Source organism: Bartonella sp. TS25HLJMH, from assembly GCF_042193505.1.
GTDB classification, from domain to species: Bacteria; Pseudomonadota; Alphaproteobacteria; order Rhizobiales; family Rhizobiaceae; genus Bartonella; species Bartonella grahamii.
Genome location: NZ_JBHILV010000009.1, coordinates 1 through 22,364, shown reverse-complemented (window position 1 = coordinate 22,364; position 22,364 = coordinate 1). Strand labels below are relative to the sequence as shown.

Below are 22,364 nucleotides of genomic sequence, written 5' to 3'. Positions count from 1 at the left end.
TGATAAATATCATGTAATCACTTACAAGAATGTAGAGATTTGCTTTATTATTTTGGTGAGCTTCTTTTTGATATTTATCTATTGAAAATAGTTTAAGCTCATATTCAGGAGATGCTAAACGCAATAAAAGTATATCAAAAACCAATAATCAGCTATACCAATACACATAATAATAAATGCAGTATAATAAATGCAGTCATTAACATTCCCAACAGCATGAGCCCATAAGTGTATTCATCTCATTCTCCCTACAAAACTGGAACTTCGTGAAAACCTGTATCTCCGTCACATAAAACCATAAAGAATCTCAAAACCAAACGTTACCAATACCAACATCCCTCTCTTTGCCATACAATTTTTGAGAAAAAGAACATGTCCACGAATAAACAAAAGGAAAAGAAAAACTATAGAGACCAACTCGCCTCGTATACCCGTTCATTTTTTTGGATATAAGCTGTTTTTCGTTTAAATTTTCTTCTTTTTTATCCTGTTTATTAACAGATATATACTCCACTTGCCCTCTTACTTTTAGGTTAAAATCCTAAAGTTCTCGTGCCTTGTATTTTATATAGCTATAAAAATAATAAGGGAAATTTATTCATGATACGTTGTGCCATAAAACTTCATCCTTTAACGTTATATAAAGCATGCTCCACTTAACGAACAAAGTGTTTTCTAAAATAGAACAGCAAATAATGCTAACTTTTCCCATCCATGTTTCGCTTCATAAATGTTTCTTCCAAGTAGAAAACATCACAACAAACACGCTTCAATTGATAAAGCTTAATCGCGTGAAAGAGCGACAACAGGGTCAAGCCGTGAAGCTTGCCGCGCTGGAGAAAAACCAAAACATATTCCAATGAGGGTCGAAAAAGTAAGGGATAGGATGATCGAATCAATCGTATAAACCAAGTGGATAGGGGCCTTAAACAGAAGAAATAAACCACCGATAGAAAGCCCAAACAGAATCCCCAAACCACCACCAATGACACAAACCAAAACCGCTTCAATGAGAAACTGCTGCAAAATATCACTTTGGCGTGCACCAACTGCCATACGCACACCAATTTCATTAATCCGCTCAGAAACGGTGACCAGCATAATATTCATCACCCCAATACCACCAACAATCAGGGAAATCGCTGCAATTGAAGAAATTAAAAGTGTTAAGATATGTGTACTCTCCATGATACGTTCACGAAAGAATTCTGAATTTCTAATGAAAAAATCTTCTCCACCATGCCGCATAATGAGAAAACGTTTCACCATGTTTTCCGCTAAATGTGAATCGACATCATCAGCAATCCTAACAGTAATCGCACGAACTTCTGTTGTGCCAAGAAAACGCGTCTGCACTGTTGTATAGGGCAAATAAAGCTGTAATGTATTTGATGTATTTCCATTTGCGTTATTTTGCGAATCAACAACACCAATAATACGCGCTGGAACATTACCCACATGCACCACTTTACCAAGAGGGCTTTCATGGCTATGGGGAAAAAGAACAGACAATGCTTCTTTTTCAATCACGAGATCAACCGCCCGATCATGCACACTTTTTTGATCAAAAAACTGTCCTTTGAAAACTTTAAGCCCCTGTGTCTGAAAAAATTGTTCTCCCACCCCCACAATGACAGCATTGACTTCAACTGCACCAAAACGCACTTTCGAGCTTGTTGAGATCTGAGGTGTTACACCAGAAACATAAGGTAACCCAGACAAGGCTTCTGCATCAGCTTCAACAAGAGTTGTTATTTTGTCCGCTTGTGGATCAGAAAAACTTTTGCCAGGTAAAATTGTTAATGTATTAGCACCCAAGCTTTTAAAATTTTCCAAAATTTTCTCTCGTGTACCATTCCCCAAAGCCACCATAGCAATAATCGCCCCAATACCGATAATCACCCCAAGCATTGTTAAAAAAGTTCGCATTCGATGTGCATTCATTGCCAACAAAGCCATAACAAATGCCTCACGAAACCGCTCAACAAAAGACCAAAAAGAGCCAAGCTGTTGTTTAACTTTTAGTTTCTGTTTTTCATAAAAAGATTGACTATCCGTTTTTATTTTTGCCCCCACTGCTCTTTTCTTTGCAACCTTTGTCATACTGTCAGCAATAATTTCTCCATCACTGATTTCGATAATACGCTCTGCTCTTTTGGCCACCTGCATATCGTGGGTTACAATGATAATAGTACGACCTTCTTGATGAAGCTCATCCAAAATACGCAACACTTCCTGTCCACTCTGTTTATCCAGTGCACCAGTTGGCTCATCGGCAAGAATAACCTCCGCATTATTCATCAACGCTCGAGCAATAGACACTCGTTGTTGCTGACCACCTGAGAGTTGATTTGGACGATGATTCACCCGATCACCCATGCCCAAGCGCGTTAAAAGATCTTGTGCACGCTTTTTCCTTGCTTCCACAGCACATCCTGCATAAATAGCCGGAATTTCAACATTCCCAAGAGCTGTCAATTCATTCAACAAATGATAGCGCTGGAAAATAAAACCAAAATGATTGCGCCGCAAAGCCGACAATTCATCAGCTGAAAGAGAGGCTGTTTCTTTCCCTGCAATCCAATAACGACCAGAAGTTGCCCGATCAAGACAGCCTAAGATATTCATCAATGTAGATTTTCCTGAACCAGAAGCTCCCACAATCGCTACCATTTCACCGCGCTTAATGGTAAGATTGATATCCTTCAAAATAGTAACAAATGTTTCACCCGCTGGAAATTTACGTACAATATTTTCCAACACAAGAACAGCATCCGCTTGGTTTGTGTTCATGGCTTAAATCTCGTCTTCACTATGCACATCAGAAGGTTCTGGCATCACTCCATCAGGCGAGCCGGTGATAACAACATCGCCCTCATTAAGTCCTGAAATAATCTCTGCCATCACCTTATTATTCAACCCAACACTCACCTGTTTCGTAACCACCTTGTTTCCCCCCTCCAAAACAGAAACCCATGCCTTATGCTCTTTTGTCTCATCGCGTAAAGCATCGCTTGGAACCAACAAGACATTTTGAGCACGCCCTAAGATAATATGAACTTGAGCAGTCATATAGGTTCGCAAAAAATTGTCGGCATTATCAACATGTAGAATTCCATTATAATAAATAGCTGATGAGATTAAAGCACTAGACCCCCCTACCATACCAGGGTTAATACTCACATCAGCACGAATTGCTTCAGGAGCAGGCTCTATCTTTTCTAAAACGCCCTCATAACGACGCTGTGAATTCCCTAAAACTGTAAAATAAAGTGGTTGTCCAGCCTGAATTTTAAGAACATCAGCTTCTGAGATTTGCGCCTTGATCGTCATCTTTGACAAATCGCCCAAAATAACAATTGTTGGCGCCGACTGAACCGCATTCACATTCTGCCCTTCTTCCACAACTGTTGCCAAAACCGTTCCCGCTGAAGGGGCAATGATACGTGTATAACCTAAATTGACCTCTGCACTATCCACATCAATTTGTGCTTGCACAATCTGCTGTTGAAGTTGAGCAATTTGCGCCTCACGTATTTTTACTTGTGTCGCAGCATCATCGAGATTAGCCCGTGAAACCGCACGTGACTCGATCATTTTTTTCTGACGTGCTAAATTTTTCTGTGCAAGAGAAAGAAGGGCTTCTTGTTCTACCAAACTCGCATAATAGTGAGATAATGCTGCTTTTTTTCTTTTTAAATCATTTTCTTGATCTGTAGGATCAATTTCTGCCAAGAGATCGCCTTCTTTCACAACACTCCCAGGAGAAACCCGCATTGACACCACACGCCCTGTTGCACGCGCACCAACAGCCACCAACCGATAAGGACGTACAAGACCAGAAGCTAAAACACTTTCCTCAATATCCCCACGCTTCACCACCGCTGTTACATAAGTTGGGCTAGATGTTCCAAAAACAACAGAACGCAACCATAAAAACAAGAGAAGAAGGAATATAGCAGTTAAAAAGAAGGAAAGTTTTTTGTGTTTTGTAATGAAATTTTTGAGTAAACTTTTTTTCATTTCCCTACCTTTGCACGCGAACGAGGTGCACCATCAACGACTTCCGGACGTGATACATCAACAACGCCATCCCAGCCCCCCCCCAATGCTTTCATCAACGTGATATATTGCGTAACCAAAGAAACACGGCTATCTTTAAGTGCCATTTGTGCAGAATAATAAGAGCGATCAGCGTTTAACAATTCAAGAAAACTAGTATTTCCATTCTCAAAAAGGCTCCGTGAAAGTTTTAAAGAATGAAGAGCAGCTTTATTCGCAACGATTAGCTTTTCTAAGCGTTGATGTTCTTTAGTTAATCTTATCAGCGCATTTTCTACATCTTCTAAAGCTCCCAACACAGCAGCGCGATAAGCAATAAAAGCTTGATCACGCTGCGCACGCGCTACCGCAATAGAAGCCTCAACCTGACCTCCATTAAAAAAAGGAAAACGCAGACCAGGTCCAAAAGACCAGCCAATCGTTGAATTTTTCCACAACTGATCAATCGCCGTTGCTGCTGTCGAAATATTACCTGTTAAAGTAAGTGATGGATAGCGATCTGCTTCACGTTGACCAATCCGCGCTGTCGCTTGCGCATATTGACGCTCTGCCCGTCGCAAATCCGGACGTGTTAACAAAATATCAGCTGGAATTCCTGCTGGTATCGGCCAGCACGGTTGTGGAATCTTTACATGCTTAGCATTTTTTTGTAAAAGATCCTTCAATGCCGTAGGCACACGACCAGTTAAGACAGAAAGGCGATGAACGCTCATTGCTAAATTTGCTTCCATCTGTGATATATCTGCTTCTGTATTTGCCATTTGTGCTTGCGCATTTGAAACATCGAGCTCAGAAACATCACCAGCTGTTAATCTAGCGCGCATCAATTCATAGGTTTTACGTTGTGATACAGCAATTTGCCGCACAATCAACAATTTCTGTTGCCAACCACGCATTTGTACATAATTTGTTGCCACATCTCCTAGCAATGTCACCATGGTAGCGCGCATATCTTCCACAGTCGCATCAAGACCATAACGCGCTGCTTCAACCGCTCGTTTATGCCCACCAAAAAAATCAAGCTCCCAGCTTGCATCAAAACCACTATGATATTGGGTTAACAATGCATCAGACTGTGCAGAATGACTACGAGTTCCTGAAATTGAATTGGACACATTTGGCAAAAGAGTTCCCACAACCTGTCCTAAACCCGCACGCGCCTCACGTACCCGGGCTTTGGCAACAGCAACATTATTATTTCCAGAAATCGCATAATCCATTAATGCATCTAGAACAGGGTCATTCAAACGCCGCCACCATCCGGCAAGTGCAACTGGCTGCCCTGCAGTCTGTGCAGATTTTTCTCCCCAAACTGCTGGAACACGAAAAGATGTTTTCTGGTAATTAGGACCAACCATACATCCTGACAAAAGCAAACACAACAAAACACTAGAAAGTAATCCACGAGAAGCGCCCCTTTTGAGATTTCTGATATACATCTAGTCTCCCGCATTCTTTCAGAATCATTATTTAATATTAATACTTTATTTACCTCTTATTTCAAACTTGACGTGAAAAATCAAATACAGTTTGCACAGGAATATGATCTGAAGGACGTGCCCATCCGCGCGCATCACGAAAAATCGAAAGATCTACAACAAAAGGTGCTAAATCAGGAGAAGACCAAACATGATCAAGCCGCCGCCCATAATCGGTAAATGCCCAATCGCGTGCACGATAACTCCACCATGTATAAAGCTTGGCAGGAGCAGGAATATGCAACCGCATCAGATCAACCCATCCACCTTGACAACACAAGTCCTGTAAACGCTCGGTTTCAATGGGAGTATGGCTTACAACCTTCAACAACTGCTGATGAGACCAAACATCCTCTGCCAAAGGAGCAATATTTAAATCGCCCACCAAAAGAGAAGAAAGACCATCTCCTTGATCCGCACGTATAGAAGACATTTCTTCTAAAAAATCAAGCTTATGACGAAATTTTTCATTTACATCAGCATCTGGAATATCTCCCCCAGCAGGAACATAAAAATTATGAATCCGCAAGCTTCTCCCATGGGCTTCCACAATAACTGAGATATAGCGGCAATCTTGGTTTTGGCAAAAGAAACGCTTTTCTACCTTTTTAAAAGGCAAACGAGAAACAATAGCCACCCCGTTATAAGATTTTTGTCCACTCAATGCGATATGCTTATAACCCGCTGCTTCAAAATCCTCCACTGGAAATAAAGCATCTGGACATTTTGTTTCCTGTAGACACAAAACATCTGCGGAAAAGAGTTCCAAATACTGAAAAACCTGTGCAAGACGCAAACGAATAGAATTAATATTCCAAGTTGCAATACGAAAGGACATCCATTTCAATCCCAATGAAATAACACAGCACTATTTCTTCGAAGGAAGTGTAAACATTCCATTAGCGAACCGGACGTCCGTTCGCACATTCATAATTTGCACAGTAGTTTCCAAATTTTGTTGATCAACAATTGTCCACTGCCGTAAAGCAGAGCCTTTAGAATCAAAAACCATCCTTATTTGCCCTGCCCCAATCGTTTTATCACGCAGAACAATCGTCACAGCCCCTGGATCTTCGCGAAATGCCAATAAACGCCCAGAAGATACATCAATTTTATCAGCTAATAGAAACTTCATTGGCGTTTGCGAAAGTTGTGAAAAGTTCCAAGTATTCAAAGCCCGATTGTTAATACCTACAAATTGGCCATCTGCAATAATCTGTAAAGGCATTTTCTTATAAATAAAACGAATTTTCCCTGGGCGCTCTAAATAAAATGTCCCCTGAGACATTTTTCCCTTTGGACTAAACTGAATAAAATCACCCGTCATTTTTTTGATTGCCGCAAAGTGATTTACAACATTTTGCGCCTTTATCACTTTATTAGACGCTTGAGAAAAAACAGGAAAAGTTAAACACCAAAAGATAATAATTCCCACCAACCCAAAGATTCTTCTTTGCGGTAAAAAAGACGTTTTCATAAAAAATGCTCCCAAGCAATACTTAATTGACTTTATAATTTATAACTTAAGTGATCAACGATGAATAATACCCTTCTTTATAAGATAACGATATTGTTTGAAAAAACTATCAAAAGATTTTTAAAAGTATTCTTATTCAACAGTCCCCAAAACTTTCCGCTTACCCATACTATTTGCTAGACTAATAACACCTTCTTCTTCCATCCTTTCAATCAATGTTGCGGCACGGTTATAACCAATGCCTAAACGACGTTGAATATAATGCAGTTGAAGCTTTACCATCACGAAGCACAATAGCAATAGATTGACAATAGGAATCATCTTCTAAAGAAAAAGCTAAAGAAACATCCTTCTTTATTTCTTGCGATCTCTTGCGGTATCGTTTCCAAATAATCAGTCTGCGTTTAAGTTTCCGAAAGCATCCAAATTTCCTGCTTTTCCGCTGATTTTCTAAACGCATAATCTATTCTTTCCCACCCCTAATCTGTGAAGCAACATAAATTATAGTCAATACATAACGGATTAAGTACTAAACATATTGCTCGCGAACCTGAAAACTCTTTTAAGTGGCAAAAATGCTTTTTTGGCTTCCTTCCAATCCAAAAGAATAAAAATTTGCACCCGAACCCGTCTGTAAACAGTTTAGCGTTTAGCAGATTTCACTTGGCTTCCCACCCCATATGATTCATTTATATAAGGCTCGACAGATAAGCCTTGCCCTCAATATTTAGAGCACACTTAAAAAAACACTTAAATATCAAGCCTTACATACTTTTATACCCCTACATTCGCAATGACATTATTTTATACTAGGATATTGATTTATAATAAATTATCTTTTTAACTTAAATCATAATGCCAAATACAGGAAGATTCTCTCATCACATACCCTCTCATATTGAATCAATTCAAATCATTTGCTTGCACGTTACAAGCAAGGTTGGTGTGTGGATAAAAGTTATATAAGATAAAGGATTCCCTTATAAAGAATCCCAAATGCCAAAGAGCTATCGCAAATCGAGAGCTGGTGTATAAAAATGCAGACTTTCTACGATATAGTGGGATAAACAATTGTTTTATAAGATATTATAAAAAACAACTATAAAGATTTTTCAAAAGCGTTCTTCTTCGGCAGGCACTAAAATTTCTCGTTTCCCTGCGTGATTTGCTGGACTAATGATACCTTCTTCTTCCATCCTCTCAATCAATGTCGCAGCACGGTTATAACCAATGCCTAAACGGCGTTGAATATAAGAAGTCGAAGCCTTACGATCACGAAGCACAATAGCAACAGCTTGACTATAGGGATCATCTTCTGAAGGAGAAGCCAAAGAAACACCAGCACCATCCTCTTCAACTTCTTGCGTAATTGTTTCCAAATAATCAGGTCGTGCTTGCGCTTTGAGATGCGCAACAACTTGCTCCACTTCATCATCCGCAACAAAAGGACCATGCACACGTCGAACACGTCCTCCTCCCATCATAAAGAGCATATCCCCTTGTCCCAATAATTGCTCAGCCCCCTGTTCGCCCAAAATTGTTCGGCTATCGATTTTTGAACTTACAGAAAAAGAAATACGTGTAGGAAAATTGGCTTTGATCGTCCCAGTAATAACATCGACGGAAGGACGCTGGGTTGCCATAATTACATGGATACCGGCAGCACGCGCCATTTGTGCCAAGCGTTGAACCGCTCCTTCAATGTCTTTACCAGCAACCATCATCAAATCAGCCATCTCATCAATAATAACAACAATATAGGGCATAGGACTAAAATCAAGTGTTTCCGTTTCATAAAGAGGCTCACCAGTTTCATGATCAAAGCCCACTTGAATTGTACGCACCATTGTCTCTCCTTGACTTTCTGACTCCTTGAGACGTGCATTAAACCCATCAATATTACGAACGCCCAGTTTTGACATTTTACTATAGCGCTCTTCCATTTCACGAACAGCCCACTTTAAAGCAGTCACGGCTTTTTTAGGATCTGTCACCACGGGCGTTAATAAATGGGGAATACCATCATAAACCGAAAGCTCAAGCATTTTCGGGTCCACCATAATGAGACGACATTGTTCAGGTGTCATCCGATAAAGCAATGATAAAATCATTGTATTGATAGCAACAGACTTTCCCGATCCTGTTGTACCAGCAACCAAAAGATGGGGCATTTTTGCTAAATCTGCAATAACAGCTTCCCCCCCGATTGTCTTACCCAAAGCAAGCCCTAATTTTGCTTTGCTTTCAATAAATTCCTGCGCCTGCAACATTTCTCGTAAATAAACCATCTCACGCTTTGCATTGGGCAATTCTATTCCAATCACATTACGCCCTGGAACAACCGCAACACGCGCCGAAATCGCACGCATTGAGCGTGCAATATCATCTGCCAAACCAATGATACGGGAAGACTTAATGCCAGCAGCCGGTTCAAATTCATACAAAGTTACCACCGGTCCAGGACAAACATCAATAATTTGCCCCTTAACTCCAAAATCTAACAAAACCCCTTCAAGTTCCTGAGAATTTGCTCTTAAAACAGCAGGAGAAAGTTTTGCATCCCTAACAGATAGTGGTGGAACCGAAAGATAGTCTACAAGAGGAAGAACAAAACCACCATTTGAAGAAGCTGTTAAAGACTTTCGATTTTTTACAGGAGAAACATAGGCTTTATTTTGATTTTCCTCACACTTTACTTTTTCACCCAAAAAAGTTGGCTCAATCCGATCAAATGGCTTTCCTTGCCCCTTACTCTGAAAACGCCTTTTAAAACAGAACAAACGAAAGAAACGCGCTTGTAAAAAATAAAAAAGATGTAAAAGGGCGCCAAAAGTTGTCGCAAAAAAACCATGATTTTCACGATCATCCTCGGCGGCATATTCCGTATCTTCTTCCAATTCAAAGACTGGATTAACGATTGCATCTTTTGGAGTGCTTTTTTCTTTTCTTTTCTTTGTTCGACGCCGCCATATCACATTGCCAGCAAAAGCAGCAGTGAAAAAACCTAAAAGAATAAAAACAACACTGAAAAACACCGTGTAAAGAGGAGAAAGAAAAAGAGGAAAGACTGAAGAAGCAACACTTAAAGCTTTATCTCCTACAACCCCTCCCAATCCCATTGGCAATGGCCAATAAGTAAAAGAAGCAACAGGTGACATAAGAGCAAAAGCAATTAAAAAACAAATCGTTGATAGCACCCATAAAAAAAAGCGCAAAGTCAAATTGTAGATATTCTTTTGCGCCAACAAGAGAAAAGACCAAAATAATGGCGGCAACAAAACAGCAAGACTTGCCAAGCCAAAAAACTGCATAATAAAATCTGAAAAAATTGCCCCCATCCACCCCATAAGGTTTGTAACCTCATTTGTACTTGCATGGGTTAAAGATGGATCCTCAACATTCCACGTCGCCAAAGCAAACACACAAAAAATAATAAAGCCCAAAAGCCCAAGCCCAATAAATACCCCTATCTGACGTAAAAACATCTCAATAAGACGCGAACCTTGAGAATTTCGCACTTCTAATGAATCATAAGGAGAAGAACTTCGGTGCATCTATCAATTCCAAATACAAAACTTTCATATTTTAAAGAGTTATAACTCCCTCTCTCTTAAAAACGGATGAAGCTTAAACTCTGTGCCGATCTGTAAACAAATAGCCTGTAAACAATCCGACGTCTTATCTAGCGCGTTCTACCTTCTAACCACTTCATATCACTCATATATCACCACCCTAAGAGACAATCCTTCATAAGGCGCACAAAAAGCTCTCCCAGAATATTTATCACACGATCAACCAAAAAACACCTCATGTGTAAAGTTTTACATGGGTCCTATAGGCGCCTTCCTAAACAGATGATGTTTTTTACGCCACATCATGATAACAGCAAAATATGAATACTGTTTTAACTATCACGAATGAACACAATTTTTTATCTATCATACTAACTAAATATTCCCCTTCAGTGCAAACATACTAAAGTAATTCATACAACTTAAAAAATATACGATCATCTTTGTTTATTTTTAGTTTTCTTTTTTATCAACCAAGTGTAAAAAGAATTGAAGAGGACATTCAAAAAAGCTTATCCAATAAATCTGTAAAATGAATCACATAAATGATGAAGCAAAAGAACTATGAAAAATCAATCTGTCATCAGATTGGCGCCAAAAAGAAACCTCGTTTTTGTAAAGCAGAGAGAAAAGTAAACGTTAAGATATTTTAGGCAATTTAAAAAGATATTCTTTTTAAAAGAAAGCAAACTGTAAACAATGGAAGAAGTATTGTGTGTTCTAATCGCAATAAAGACGTAAAACCCAATAAAAAAATTAAATCTCATAAAACTAAACAATGTGATCTTCTCATTGCAGGGGGGGCGGCTGTCGGTTTAACCTTAGCGATAGCACTCAAGCAAACAGCCCCTAATCTGAAAATAAAAATCGTTGATGCTGCTTCACAAGGAGATACTCCTGCTTCTAACATACGAACCATTGCCCTTACTGCTGCTTCTATTCGTATGTTAAAACAATTACAATGTTGGGAACCTATAAAATCCTATGCGCAACCCATTCATTCAATGATCATAACAGATACAAGCACAAGTGACCCTGTCAAACCCACTCTTTTAACCTTTGAAGGCGACATTAACCCTGGTGAGCCCTTTGCTGCTATGATAGAGCATAGAGAACTCATAAACACTTTAAAAAAGCGTGTCAAAGATCTCAATATTCCTGTTCTTTCAAACACGCGTGTCATTGATTTTCATCAAGAAGACCAACATAAAACCATCACTTTAAATAATGAAGAGGTTTGGCAAACAAAATTGCTTATTGCAGCCGACGGAGCCCATTCGAAATTACGCCAAAAAGCAGGTCTTAAAAACTTCTCTCATCCCTATAAACAAACAGCAATCATCTGCACAGTTGAACATGAAAAACCCCATAATGGTCAAGCAATTCAACATTTTTTACCTGCCGGTCCTTTTGCTCTTCTCCCTCTCAAAGGCAACCGATCCGCCATTGTGTGGAATGAAGATCATAAAACTGCGCAATATTATCTCAAAGCTAATACCCTTATTTTTGAAACAGAACTCGAAAGACGCATTGGCCATCGATTAGGCAAACTCTCTTGGAATGGCGAACGTCAAGCTTTTCCTTTGAGTCTTTCTTTAACACGTCAATGCGTTAAGCCACGTTTTGCTCTCGTTGGCGACGCCGCCCATACCATCCACCCCATTGCAGGACAAGGACTCAATTTAGGATTACGCGATAGCGCTGCCCTCGCTGAAGTAATTATTGAAACAGCACGACTAGGTCTTGACATTGGCTCCCTCACTGCTTTAGAGCGCTATCAAAGCTGGAGACGTTTTGAAGTTGTCCGTATGGCTTTAAGCAATGATTGGCTTAATAAACTCTTTTCTAATGATAGCCTTCTTTTACGAATGCTCCGCGATACCGGCCTTGGAATCGTTAATCAAGCGCCAAAAATAAAAAAATACTTTATTCAAGAAGCTGCCGGTCTCACTCCAAATGCCCCACGTCTTCTACACGGCTTCCCACTTTAAGCAAAAACTCATCCTATTTCACTTTTTTTACAACCTTTGCCTCCCTCCTTCAAAGAACAAAAAATTCCTATCTCATCTAATCTGTTTACAAACCAGATTCCTGTCGAGTAATTTTCTCTTGACTTCCTCCTCCCATATTTCACTTAACATAAGACTCGACAAGCGAGATACATTCTAAGAATATTCACCACGCACTAAAAAAAACATTTAATGTCTCAAAGAGGTTGCCTTATATCACCACACCTTAAAAGAAGCCATTTTACGGCATAACGAAATAAACAAGACTTTTTTAGCACACAACATTTTATTTATAATAATAAATTCATTGTTCTCATATTGAGTGAGAAATCTAACGATCATAAAATACCCTTATTTCAAATCTCTCTCATGTTGAAGCAATCAAAATCATTCACTTGCACATCACAAGCGGGAGTGTCGTATAAATAAAAACACTTAAACAAAGCAATAAAAAACCTCACCCTCTCAAGTACTAGGTTTTAGTAACATTGGAGGCGAGTAAAGTGTATAATGGCGCCGACTTATATTTTTTATTGAAATAAAAATGCTGGCGTACAAAAATGGATTTTATGTAATCATAGGGACTTTCACGTTATACTATTCACGAAAAGCACCATAAAATAAGCTTCGTTGCATTGAAAAATTTTTCTTTTAAAAAAAGCGCGTAAATTGGTAACACAACTGTATTCCGTTTGGGGTATTCTGCTTCTCAGACAAACCCTTTAACTTATTGTGGAATACCACACGATTTTAGAAAAAATATTCTAATATATAACAAAATGTTCCGCACTCTATACCATTACACACAATTGTAAACTTGCATATCACCCCCCTATTTTACACCATAAAAGAAGATAAACCGCAATAGAAATGACTCAATCCTTTTATTTTCAAATATGCTCTTTATTCATTATTCATAAATGCTCATAAATGAATTTTAATCACAAATGCTCAGAAATATGTCATAAATTCTATAAACCCCATAACAGCCATAGAAATTTTTCATTTCCCACACACTCACTCATCTCAACAAAATGAATAATAAATAAAGTAAATGCCTCACATATAATCTTACAGAAAAAAGAGCAAACAAAATCTACAACATCAGGCTTGTTCTACAGAACAATATTTCAAAAATATAAGTATGCTAATTTACTAACATATTAATTGATAAAATTATCATTTTACATATTGAGTGAAAATCCCTATGTAATAAATTATTCTCATTTCGACCATTTTTATAAATAGAGTCAATAAAACTATAAAAAGAAGTAAAATATCCCCCTCTCTCAAATGCCAAAAGCAATTGCAATATTTTAATCTGGCATCATCATGATGCTTACCAGATTATAACAACAAAACCCTTTTCATTTAAATACATTTGTTCATGCCCCCTATCATTTTATTTGATCACTCAATACCTTAACATATTCGTTCAGTATGTTTATACAATCAAATTACCCAAAAGAGCATACTTCTTGCATTTACATTCCTTGGTATTCCCTTATCTTGTAAATATCGCACACGTGTTATGTTACTTCAAGTTCATCAAGTGTATACCCATTCTCCAACCACTCTTTAATCCACTTAGGTCTACGTCCACGCCCATTCCATAATTCCCATTGGTTATTGGGATTTCTATAATGGCGCTCTTTGCTTACAAGATCAGCGATATCAATTCCATGGGCATTAGCAATTTCAAGAATTTTTCGTCGTGCATTTTGCTTTTCCTTTGCTTGCCGTTTTTTTAATTCCACATCGATTTGTGTACGCATCTCTTGTAGTTCATCAAAATTCATATTTTTGAGATCATTCACCTTAATTACTCCCCTTGCAAAAAAGAATTTTTTCTTGCCATATTTTAAACACAATTATAGACAATTTCTGTCTATTTATTATCGAAATTAAAATTACGATACATATATCACTTTGACGGAGATGTGCTTTGGACCACAAAGAACTGTTTATTGGTATATCAATTACCACCACTGCATCTTTTTTCAGTTCAATCGCTGGAACTACTAAATGCAGTGCTCAAACACCATTACACCTCTCTGACTCTCATGAATCAGTAGTCAAAAGTAAATATAAATCGTCACTCTATAAGTTATGGCAATACGCAACAAAGAACAAGCCCTCTCTGTATAATGATAGTGTAGTTCATTATGACAATAAAACCTCCCCTCATACACAACGGCTTTTTACTTCGTATAAATTTTTTTTGAAAAGATTTTTGCAACTAGAGAATTATATAAAACAAGCAGCTTCAATACAGTATCGAAGATTATTATTTTTTAAAAGCAGCGCCTTTTTTCGTGATTCCAATAATATTGATTGGCGTAATGTGCTCTATTTTATTCCGCACTTTCATCTTGTTGGTTGGATATTCGCCTATATTAGAAATCTTCTTAGAAGAGAACAAAACAATAATCACAAGGAATATTCTAAGCTAAATAATCTCATTCTGCAAATTTATAAAATCAAAAAACAACGAGAAAAAGCACCACAAAGAATTAGCATTTGTATTAATAAAATTCTTAATAATAAGGTGTATTGCTAATGATTGTTCCAGATTTCACATTTTTTGCTGCTGCATACATATCCAATACGCCTCCCATAACATTTTCAGTTATCGCCGAACAAGAAGCGCGTGACAATGTCTATACGACACATGGTAAAGATAACTTCTTCTATCAATCATCTCAGCTTAAGGAAACAATCGCAACAGCTGAACAAAGTGAACATAATTTTAACATAATTTTAGGGCAAATTGATGTTGGAAATGTGAAATTGTTTTCTCTTTTTGATGCATTTGATTTTTACAGAAATATTACAACTGTACAAAGCACTTTAACTTACTGCTATGAACAAACAACATCAAAGTGCATCTTTGAAAAAGCGACTTTCCAGTCTGTGCTAAATTTTTACAGCACAGAAAACTCAAACCACACCTCTATGCAGAAAGTTACTTCATATATTGGAGTAAAAGCTGCTGTACGAGGGAATGAAGACTTGCAGAAGCCTGTAAAGCTTAAAAAAGAAGAACCAAAACAGACAACTAACGTAGATTCTCTTCCTCTCTCTTCAAAAGGAGAGGAAGATGCCTTTACACATAAAGAAAGTGGCACCAGCGATGCTTTTTCAACTGAAGATTCTTCTTCATCGAGAGGATCACTAGAGTGACAACTGATATTTTCACGAAACCCTAGAATTTTGATAGGATATTATAATGAAAGGTAGATAAGAAAATGTTAAAGCTCTAATTAGTAAGATTGGACAAAATCTCTTCTAATTGAGGGCAAAGATAATGAAAATGATAGAACAAAACAGTGTTGATATAGCATTTAGTCAAAAAGCAGCACGTGAGATTACAGTCGTGATGCTTTCAGAAAGAGAATGGTATTTTACGTTTATTTCCGATGATCCAATCACCGGAAAGCCAAATAAATATACGTTACTTACACAAAGAGGAAAACTAAGAACTTGGGCTGATCCAAAATATCTCTTTAAGTTTCTTCATGAACGAGGGGTCATTTGTGGGAGTTTTAATCTTAATCAGGATAAAGAACATGAAACAATTAAATATTCTTCACACAACAGCTCGTAATAAAATTGCTGCATTTTCAGCAGCTTTAACTGTGTTTTTTACTGCACATCCCATATGTGCTCAGGCGCAAGTTTTGGGCAAGGCAAAGACAGCTCTAGACGCTCTGAAAACAGATCTTATTGGACACATTATCCCTGTTGCTGCTGCCGTTATCCTCTTGTGCTTAGCAATTGGTTATGCGGGACGCTACATCGGAAAGGATACGTTTGTACGCTGGGCAATCGGTGTTGTCATCGCAGGTTCAGCAGCTGAACTTGTCAAAATGCTATTTGGAACAGCTCCATAAATTATATGTAAGTATAATTTTACCAAAACAGATTTTACTTATTAATTTTAGATAAATTAGTAATAATCTCAATGATGTTGAAAATAACGATAAAACTCTTACGAGAATAGAAAATGAAACAATTAAGTGAATCGAAATCAAAAAATAATCGAATTATTGCATTTTCTGCAGCTTTAACCGTATCTTTTATGGCACATCCCATATGTGCTCAAGCGCAAGTTTTGAACAAGGCAAAGACAGCCTTAGATGCTCTGAAAAAAGATCTTATTGACAGTATTATCCCTGTTGCTGCTGCCGTTATCCTCTTGTGCTTAGCAATTGGTTATGCAGGACGTTACATCGGAAAGGATACGTTTGTACGCTGGGCAATCGGTGTTGTCATCGCTGGTTCAGCAGCTGAACTTGTTACAATGTTGTTTGGAACAGCTCCATAAATTATATGTAAGTATAATTTTACCAAAACAGATTTTACTTATTAATTTTAGATAAATTAGTAATAATCTCAATGATGTTGAAAATAACGATAAAACTCTTACGAGAATAGAAAATGAAACAATTAAGTGAATCGAAATCAAAAAATAATCGAATTATTGCATTTTCTGCAGCTTTAACCGTATCTTTTATGGCACATCCCATATGTGCTCAAGCGCAAGTTTTGAACAAGGCAAAGACAGCCTTAGATGCTCTGAAAAAAGATCTTATTGACAGTATTATCCCTGTTGCTGCTGCCGTTATCCTCTTGTGCTTAGCAATTGGTTATGCAGGACGCTACATTGGAAAAGACACATTTGTACGGTGGGGTATCGGTGTTGTTATCGCTGGTTCAGCAGCTGAACTTGTCTCAATGCTATTTAAACCATAATGAATTATATGTAAGTGTAATTTTAACAAAATAGGTTTTATTTATCTATTGTAGATACACTGGTGATAGTAGCATTTAATATAAAATAACAACACACAGCATTCATAAATGCTTCATGAAAGAATAAAAAATGAGAAAATTAAATAATTTAAAATCACAAAATAACAACAGAATCATAACAATTGCTGCAGCTATAACAACATTTTTTATGAGCAATTCTGTGTATGCTCAGGCAACATTAACAAATGCGGACACAGCTTTAAAAGCGCTCCAAACAGACTTAAAGCTGCTTATCCCTATTGCTGCTGCCGTGATACTTTTGTGCTTAGCAATTGGTTATGCAGGGCGCTACATCGGAAAGGATACGTTTGTACGCTGGGCAATTGGTGTTGTCATTGCAGGTTCAGCAACTGAACTTGTTGGAATGTTATTTACTAAGTAATAATAAATTTAAATGTAATTATTGGTTAACAAAAATGAGAAAATTAAATAATTTAAAATCACAAAATAACAACAGAATCATAACAATTGCTGCAGCTATAACAACATTTTTTATAACTCATCCTGTACATTCCCAAGCACAAGTTTTGGGTCAAGCCAACAAAGCTTTAACAGCTCTACAAACAGATCTTACTACTCATATTATTCCTGTTGCTGCTGCTGTTATACTTTTGTGCTTAGCAATTGGTTATGCAGGACGTTACATCGGAAAGGATACGTTTGTACGGTGGGCAATCGGTGTTGTCATCGCAGGTTCTTCAACCCAACTTGTTACAATGTTGTTTAAAACAGTGTAAAGTTAACAATAAATAAAGTTAATAATAAAATGAATAGTAGCTGTATACCAGTAATAATGTAGCCATACTGAAAAAAGGAATATTATTTATAGCAAATTTAATTAAAAGGGGATAAAGGATATGAAGCAATTAAACACACTTCGAGTAAAAATATGTAATAAGATTAGTGCTATTGTTATCACTTCAGTTATGTTATTAATAACTCAATCTGCATATGCTCAAACGGAAACGAAAAGTTTAGATGTTTTCATAGGGATGCAATATGGATTAAGTATACTTATTCCTATCGTCGCCATCGTTATTCTTTTATTTCTTTTGCTTATTTATATATTTCGCATCATCGCAAGAGCTACATTTATACGATGGGCCTTCAGCGTCATTATTGCTGGTGCAGCCTTTTATATTAGCCACATATTATTTCACCTCCACTGACAAGAGCACTCCATGAAGTCACAAGAACAAAAAGAATTCCCCCTATTCAAAGGAGCGACGCGTGTTCCAACTATATGGGGTGTCCCCATGATGCCATTTATCGTTATGCTTATGGGAGTCGCTGTTATTGCTATGACAGTAAGTATCTTTTTGTGGATTATAGCACCTCCATTATGGTTCATTATGGTGCAAATTACTAAAAACGATGATAAGGCGTTTCGTATCTGGTGGTTATGGATCGATACTAAATTTCGCAATCGCAACAAAGGTTTTTGGGGCGCATCAAGTTATAGTCCCTCTGATTATAGTAAAAGGAGATAAACATGACAGCTGTTGAAAGTAGCAAACGCCTTGCATCAGAGACACCTGTAAGCCTGTTTCTGCCTTATTCACATCATATTACAGATACGATTATTTCTACTAAAAATGCGGAATATTTGTCAATTTGGAAAATTGACGGGCGTTCGCATCAAAGCGCTTCAGAAGAAGATATTTTTCAATGGATAAAAGAGCTTAACAATACTCTACGGGGTCTTGCATCAGCCAATTTATCATTTTGGACGCATATTGTGCGCCGCCGTGTTTATGAATATCCTGATTCAACATTTGATCAAATGTTTTGCTATCAACTTGATGAAAAATATCGGCAAAGCTTTACTGGTTATAATTTGATGGTCAATGATTTATATCTGACTGTCATTTTTCAACCGATAGCGGATAAAATTATGTCGTTCTTTTCTAAACATGAACGTGAAACGCTTGATCAAAAAAAGATGCGACAAGACTCATGTATCAAAGAACTCAATGACATCAATCGTACTTTAGGCCAATCTTTAAACCGTTACGGTGCAGAACTTCTTGGTGCTTATGAAAAAAATGGGCATGCTTATTCTTCTGCACTTGAGTTCCTTGGAATGCTTGTCAATGGTGAATATCGCCCTATGCCAATTTGCCATGACCGTTTTGCTGACTATATGTCTGTCAATCGACCTTTTTTCTCAAAATGGGGCGCTCTTGGTGAACTGCGAACAACCAGTGGAATGCGTCGATTTGGAATGCTGGAAATTAAAGAATATGATGCAACAACCAAACCAGGACAATTAAATGTTTTGTTGGAAAGTGACTTCGAGTTCGTATTGACGCAGAGCTTTTCGGTGCTCTCCCGACATGCTGCTAAAGACTATTTACAACGGCATCAGCGTAACCTTATTGATGCACGAGATGTGGCAACGAGCCAAATTGAACAAATTGACGAAGCACTAAACCAGCTTATCAGTGGGCATTTTGTCATGGGAGAACATCACTGCACATTGACGATCTATGGTGATACAATTCAACAAGTTCGCGACCATATGGCTAAAGCGAGTGCAGCATTACTAGACGCTGCGCTACTCCCCAAACCTGTAGACTTAGCAATAGAGGCTGGCTATTGGGCACAACTTCCTGGCAATTGGAAATGGAGACCGCGTCCTGCTCCGATTACATCATTGAACTTTTTATCATTTTCATCTTTTCATAATTTTATGTCAGGAAAACCCACTGGTAACCCATGGGGTCCAGCCGTTACAATTCTTAAAACAACCAGTAAAACACCGCTTTATTTCAACTTTCATGCCTCCAAACTTGAAGAGGACTCAACAGATAAACGTTTGCTCGGTAATACCGCACTTATCGGACAATCTGGTTCCGGTAAAACCGTGTTACTCGGCTTTTTGGTAGCACAAGCACAAAAATTTAAGCCGACAACTGTTGTTTTTGATAAAGATCGCGGTATGGAAATTGCCATTCGAGCGATGGGTGGAAAATATTTAACATTCAAGCCAGGCAGGAAAAGTGGTTTCAATCCGTTCCAACTCCCACCCACACAAGAAAATCTGATTTTTCTGAAGCAATTTGTTAAAAAATTGGCAGAAGCTGGTGGTGAGGTCACGCATCACGACGAGGAGGAAATTAACAAAGCGGTTATGTCTGTTATGAGCAGTAACATTGACCAATCACTCCGTCGTTTGTCCTTTCTGGTACAATTTTTACCAAATCCACGTTTAAGTGATTATAATGCTCACCCATCCGTTCATGCTCGCTTACTAAAATGGTGTGAAGGTGGTGATTATGGATGGTTATTTGATAATCCTCATGATGCTCTTGATCTCTCAACACATCAAATTTACGGCTTTGATATCACGGAATTTTTAGATAATTTTGAAACTCGCACCCCAGTGATGATGTATTTGCTTTACCGCACAGAGGGCATGATTAGCGGACAGCGATTTATGTATATCTTTGATGAGTTTTGGAAGCCTTTACAAGATCCGTACTTTGAAGATTTGGCGAAAAATAAGCAAAAGACTATCCGTAAACAAAATGGTATTTTTGTTTACGCAACACAAGAGCCTAGCGATGCCTTGGAAAGTAATATTGCCAAAACACTCATTCAACAATGTGCGACTTACATTTTTCTAGCCAATCCCAAAGCAAACTATGAAGATTATACAAAAGGTTTTAAACTAACAGATACCGAATTTGAACTCGTTAAAGGACTTGGTGAGTTTAGTCGCCAATTCCTCATTAAGCAAGGTGATCAATCTGCGCTTGCAGAACTGAATCTTGGTAAATTCCATCTGACAAGCGGTGGAAAAACCATCGAACACGACTTTAGTGACGAGCTCTTGGTGTTATCAGGTACACCTGATAACGCAGAATTAGCCGAAAGCATTATCGCGGAAGTTGGTGATGATCCGGCAATATGGTTACCAATTTTCTTACAGCACGCAAAAAATGACAGGAGGGAAACATGAAAAAAAAGGTCATTCCAATAGTAGTTGTAATAACTTTAGTGATTTCAAACCCAGCAATGGCCTGGGTTTTTGGCGCTGGAGCGGCGGATTTGTCATCATCCGTTCCAACGACATTGCCCAATTTTTTTGGAAAGTCACGTAAAGCAACGCCTAAAAAACCTCCACAACAAAAGGAAGCGCCACCTGACCCACTTATCGAAACACTAAAAAAACAACTTGAGGAAGTAAAAAAGATACACGAGTCTATAACGGGAAACCAAAAGTTCGACACTAAAAAACTTAAAAATGCACAAACAGATCACAGCAGTTTTTTTCTCAAAAATCCGGAGACGCTCTACAATAGAAATAAATCTTCTGCTCTAGCTACATCACTTGAAAATATTTTAAAAGAAGAAGAAATTCCTGTCTCTGTCCATGAATCTAGCAATTTTATCAACAAGCGTAGCCAATATGCAGCCATCACTGATAAAGCCGTAAGTCTAAAGACTTTTGAAGAAGCAGACAATCGTTTTCAGCAAATTGAAGAACTATTAAACGAAATCAAGACAACAAAAGATCTAAAAAGTATTGCTGAGTTACAAGCACATATAATTGGAATGCTCGCTATGCTACAAAATGAAACAGCAAAACTACAAATGGTCACACATTTACGCAATGCTGAATATACACTTATCAGACAGCAGAAGGATAAACATAACATAAAAATTTTGAATAGTAAAAACACGAAAATGCCTACCATAAGATTTATTAGATAAGGCTTTTTATAACAATATTTCGTATATTATTTTTCCTGTATGCTCGTAAAAAGCAAAGGTTAGTGCATAATATTCAGTTCTCTCTCATAGACTGAAAAGATCTACGAAATTTAATTCTATCCTAAAAAACTCAACGAAAAATGCTTAAAAATCATATAAAAAGTTGAAACTTCGTTAAAGAGGAATTCCATGGACTTTACAGTGTTCACGCAACTTTTCGATAAAATTGATC

Annotated in this window: 20 protein-coding genes and 1 pseudogene; 13 read left to right on the top strand and 8 right to left on the bottom strand. The window is 37.8% G+C overall.

Annotation, left to right across the window (positions count from 1 at the left end; all coding sequences use genetic code 11):
* Nucleotides 1–783 precede the first annotated feature (783 nt).
* From ACFINF_RS05570 to ACFINF_RS05540, 7 genes and pseudogenes are all read right to left on the bottom strand, one after another.
* Entirely contained in the window at nucleotides 784–2,793 is a 2,010-nt protein-coding gene (locus ACFINF_RS05570) for a MacB family efflux pump subunit (RefSeq protein WP_375620017.1), read from the bottom strand.
* Nucleotides 2,794–2,796: 3 nt separating this feature from the next.
* Entirely contained in the window at nucleotides 2,797–4,023 is a 1,227-nt protein-coding gene (locus ACFINF_RS05565; protein WP_375620016.1) for an efflux RND transporter periplasmic adaptor subunit, read from the bottom strand.
* The gene (locus ACFINF_RS05560) at nucleotides 4,020–5,501 is read right to left on the bottom strand and encodes an efflux transporter outer membrane subunit (RefSeq protein ID WP_375620015.1); all 1,482 of its coding nucleotides are present in this window, start codon (nucleotides 5,499–5,501) and stop codon (nucleotides 4,020–4,022) included. The genes ACFINF_RS05565 and ACFINF_RS05560 overlap by 4 nt, the downstream gene beginning before the upstream one ends.
* Before the next feature lie 61 nt (nucleotides 5,502–5,562).
* On the bottom strand, nucleotides 5,563–6,378 hold the full coding sequence (locus ACFINF_RS05555) for an exodeoxyribonuclease III (protein WP_375620014.1): 816 nt from the start codon (nucleotides 6,376–6,378) through the stop codon (nucleotides 5,563–5,565).
* Nucleotides 6,379–6,408: 30 nt separating this feature from the next.
* Entirely contained in the window at nucleotides 6,409–7,017 is a 609-nt protein-coding gene (locus ACFINF_RS05550; protein ID WP_375620013.1) for an outer-membrane lipoprotein carrier protein LolA, read from the bottom strand.
* Between the two features lie 132 nt (nucleotides 7,018–7,149).
* Nucleotides 7,150–7,412: pseudogene (locus tag ACFINF_RS05545) on the bottom strand (DNA translocase FtsK); the annotation flags it as partial.
* Nucleotides 7,413–8,129: 717 nt separating this feature from the next.
* The gene (locus ACFINF_RS05540; RefSeq protein WP_375620012.1) at nucleotides 8,130–10,571 is read right to left on the bottom strand and encodes a DNA translocase FtsK 4TM domain-containing protein; all 2,442 of its coding nucleotides are present in this window, start codon (nucleotides 10,569–10,571) and stop codon (nucleotides 8,130–8,132) included.
* Nucleotides 10,572–11,302: 731 nt separating this feature from the next.
* On the opposite strand from ACFINF_RS05540, the gene ACFINF_RS05535 reads away from it, so the two are divergent.
* Nucleotides 11,303–12,580 (top strand): ubiquinone biosynthesis hydroxylase, encoded by a 1,278-nt coding sequence (locus tag ACFINF_RS05535; RefSeq protein ID WP_375620011.1) that lies wholly within the window; start codon nucleotides 11,303–11,305, stop codon nucleotides 12,578–12,580.
* A 1,547-nt stretch (nucleotides 12,581–14,127) separates the two neighbouring features.
* On the opposite strand, the gene ACFINF_RS05530 is transcribed toward ACFINF_RS05535, so the two are convergent.
* The gene (locus ACFINF_RS05530; protein WP_015857007.1) at nucleotides 14,128–14,415 is read right to left on the bottom strand and encodes an H-NS family nucleoid-associated regulatory protein; all 288 of its coding nucleotides are present in this window, start codon (nucleotides 14,413–14,415) and stop codon (nucleotides 14,128–14,130) included.
* A 128-nt stretch (nucleotides 14,416–14,543) separates the two neighbouring features.
* Between ACFINF_RS05530 and ACFINF_RS05525 the strand changes: the two genes are divergently transcribed.
* The 12 genes from ACFINF_RS05525 (at nucleotide 14,544) to ACFINF_RS05470 (ending at nucleotide 22,132) form a co-directional block, all read left to right on the top strand.
* The gene (locus tag ACFINF_RS05525) at nucleotides 14,544–15,158 is read left to right on the top strand and encodes a hypothetical protein (RefSeq protein WP_375620010.1); all 615 of its coding nucleotides are present in this window, start codon (nucleotides 14,544–14,546) and stop codon (nucleotides 15,156–15,158) included.
* Nucleotides 15,158–15,781 (top strand): TrwN protein, encoded by a 624-nt coding sequence (locus ACFINF_RS05520; protein WP_375620009.1) that lies wholly within the window; start codon nucleotides 15,158–15,160, stop codon nucleotides 15,779–15,781. The genes ACFINF_RS05525 and ACFINF_RS05520 overlap by 1 nt, the downstream gene beginning before the upstream one ends.
* 124 nt (nucleotides 15,782–15,905) lie before the next feature.
* Nucleotides 15,906–16,205, top strand: a complete 300-nt coding sequence (gene korA, locus ACFINF_RS05515) for a KorA family transcriptional regulator (protein WP_015857010.1) — start codon at nucleotides 15,906–15,908, stop codon at nucleotides 16,203–16,205.
* Nucleotides 16,168–16,491, top strand: a complete 324-nt coding sequence (trwL, locus tag ACFINF_RS05510) for a VirB2 family type IV secretion system major pilin TrwL (RefSeq protein ID WP_375620008.1) — start codon at nucleotides 16,168–16,170, stop codon at nucleotides 16,489–16,491. The genes korA and trwL (ACFINF_RS05510) overlap by 38 nt, the downstream gene beginning before the upstream one ends.
* Nucleotides 16,492–16,604: 113 nt before the next feature.
* Nucleotides 16,605–16,925, top strand: a complete 321-nt coding sequence (gene trwL / locus ACFINF_RS05505) for a VirB2 family type IV secretion system major pilin TrwL (protein WP_375620007.1) — start codon at nucleotides 16,605–16,607, stop codon at nucleotides 16,923–16,925.
* A gap of 113 nt (nucleotides 16,926–17,038) precedes the next feature.
* Entirely contained in the window at nucleotides 17,039–17,353 is a 315-nt protein-coding gene (trwL, locus tag ACFINF_RS05500) for a VirB2 family type IV secretion system major pilin TrwL (RefSeq protein ID WP_375620006.1), read from the top strand.
* A gap of 130 nt (nucleotides 17,354–17,483) precedes the next feature.
* Entirely contained in the window at nucleotides 17,484–17,795 is a 312-nt protein-coding gene (gene trwL / locus ACFINF_RS05495) for a VirB2 family type IV secretion system major pilin TrwL (RefSeq protein ID WP_375620005.1), read from the top strand.
* Nucleotides 17,796–17,829: 34 nt separating this feature from the next.
* Complete coding sequence (trwL, locus tag ACFINF_RS05490) at nucleotides 17,830–18,150, top strand: VirB2 family type IV secretion system major pilin TrwL (protein WP_375620004.1); 321 nt, start codon at nucleotides 17,830–17,832, stop codon at nucleotides 18,148–18,150.
* Between the two features lie 120 nt (nucleotides 18,151–18,270).
* On the top strand, nucleotides 18,271–18,582 hold the full coding sequence (locus ACFINF_RS05485; RefSeq protein ID WP_375620003.1) for a conjugal transfer protein: 312 nt from the start codon (nucleotides 18,271–18,273) through the stop codon (nucleotides 18,580–18,582).
* Nucleotides 18,583–18,594: 12 nt separating this feature from the next.
* Entirely contained in the window at nucleotides 18,595–18,903 is a 309-nt protein-coding gene (locus tag ACFINF_RS05480) for a type IV secretion system protein VirB3 (protein WP_005774947.1), read from the top strand.
* Between the two features lie 2 nt (nucleotides 18,904–18,905).
* Nucleotides 18,906–21,377, top strand: coding sequence for a VirB4 family type IV secretion/conjugal transfer ATPase (locus ACFINF_RS05475; protein WP_375620002.1), 2,472 nt, complete (start codon nucleotides 18,906–18,908; stop codon nucleotides 21,375–21,377).
* Nucleotides 21,374–22,132 (top strand): type IV secretion system protein, encoded by a 759-nt coding sequence (locus ACFINF_RS05470; protein WP_375620001.1) that lies wholly within the window; start codon nucleotides 21,374–21,376, stop codon nucleotides 22,130–22,132. Before ACFINF_RS05475 ends, ACFINF_RS05470 begins: the two co-directional genes overlap by 4 nt.
* Nucleotides 22,133–22,364 lie beyond the last annotated feature (232 nt).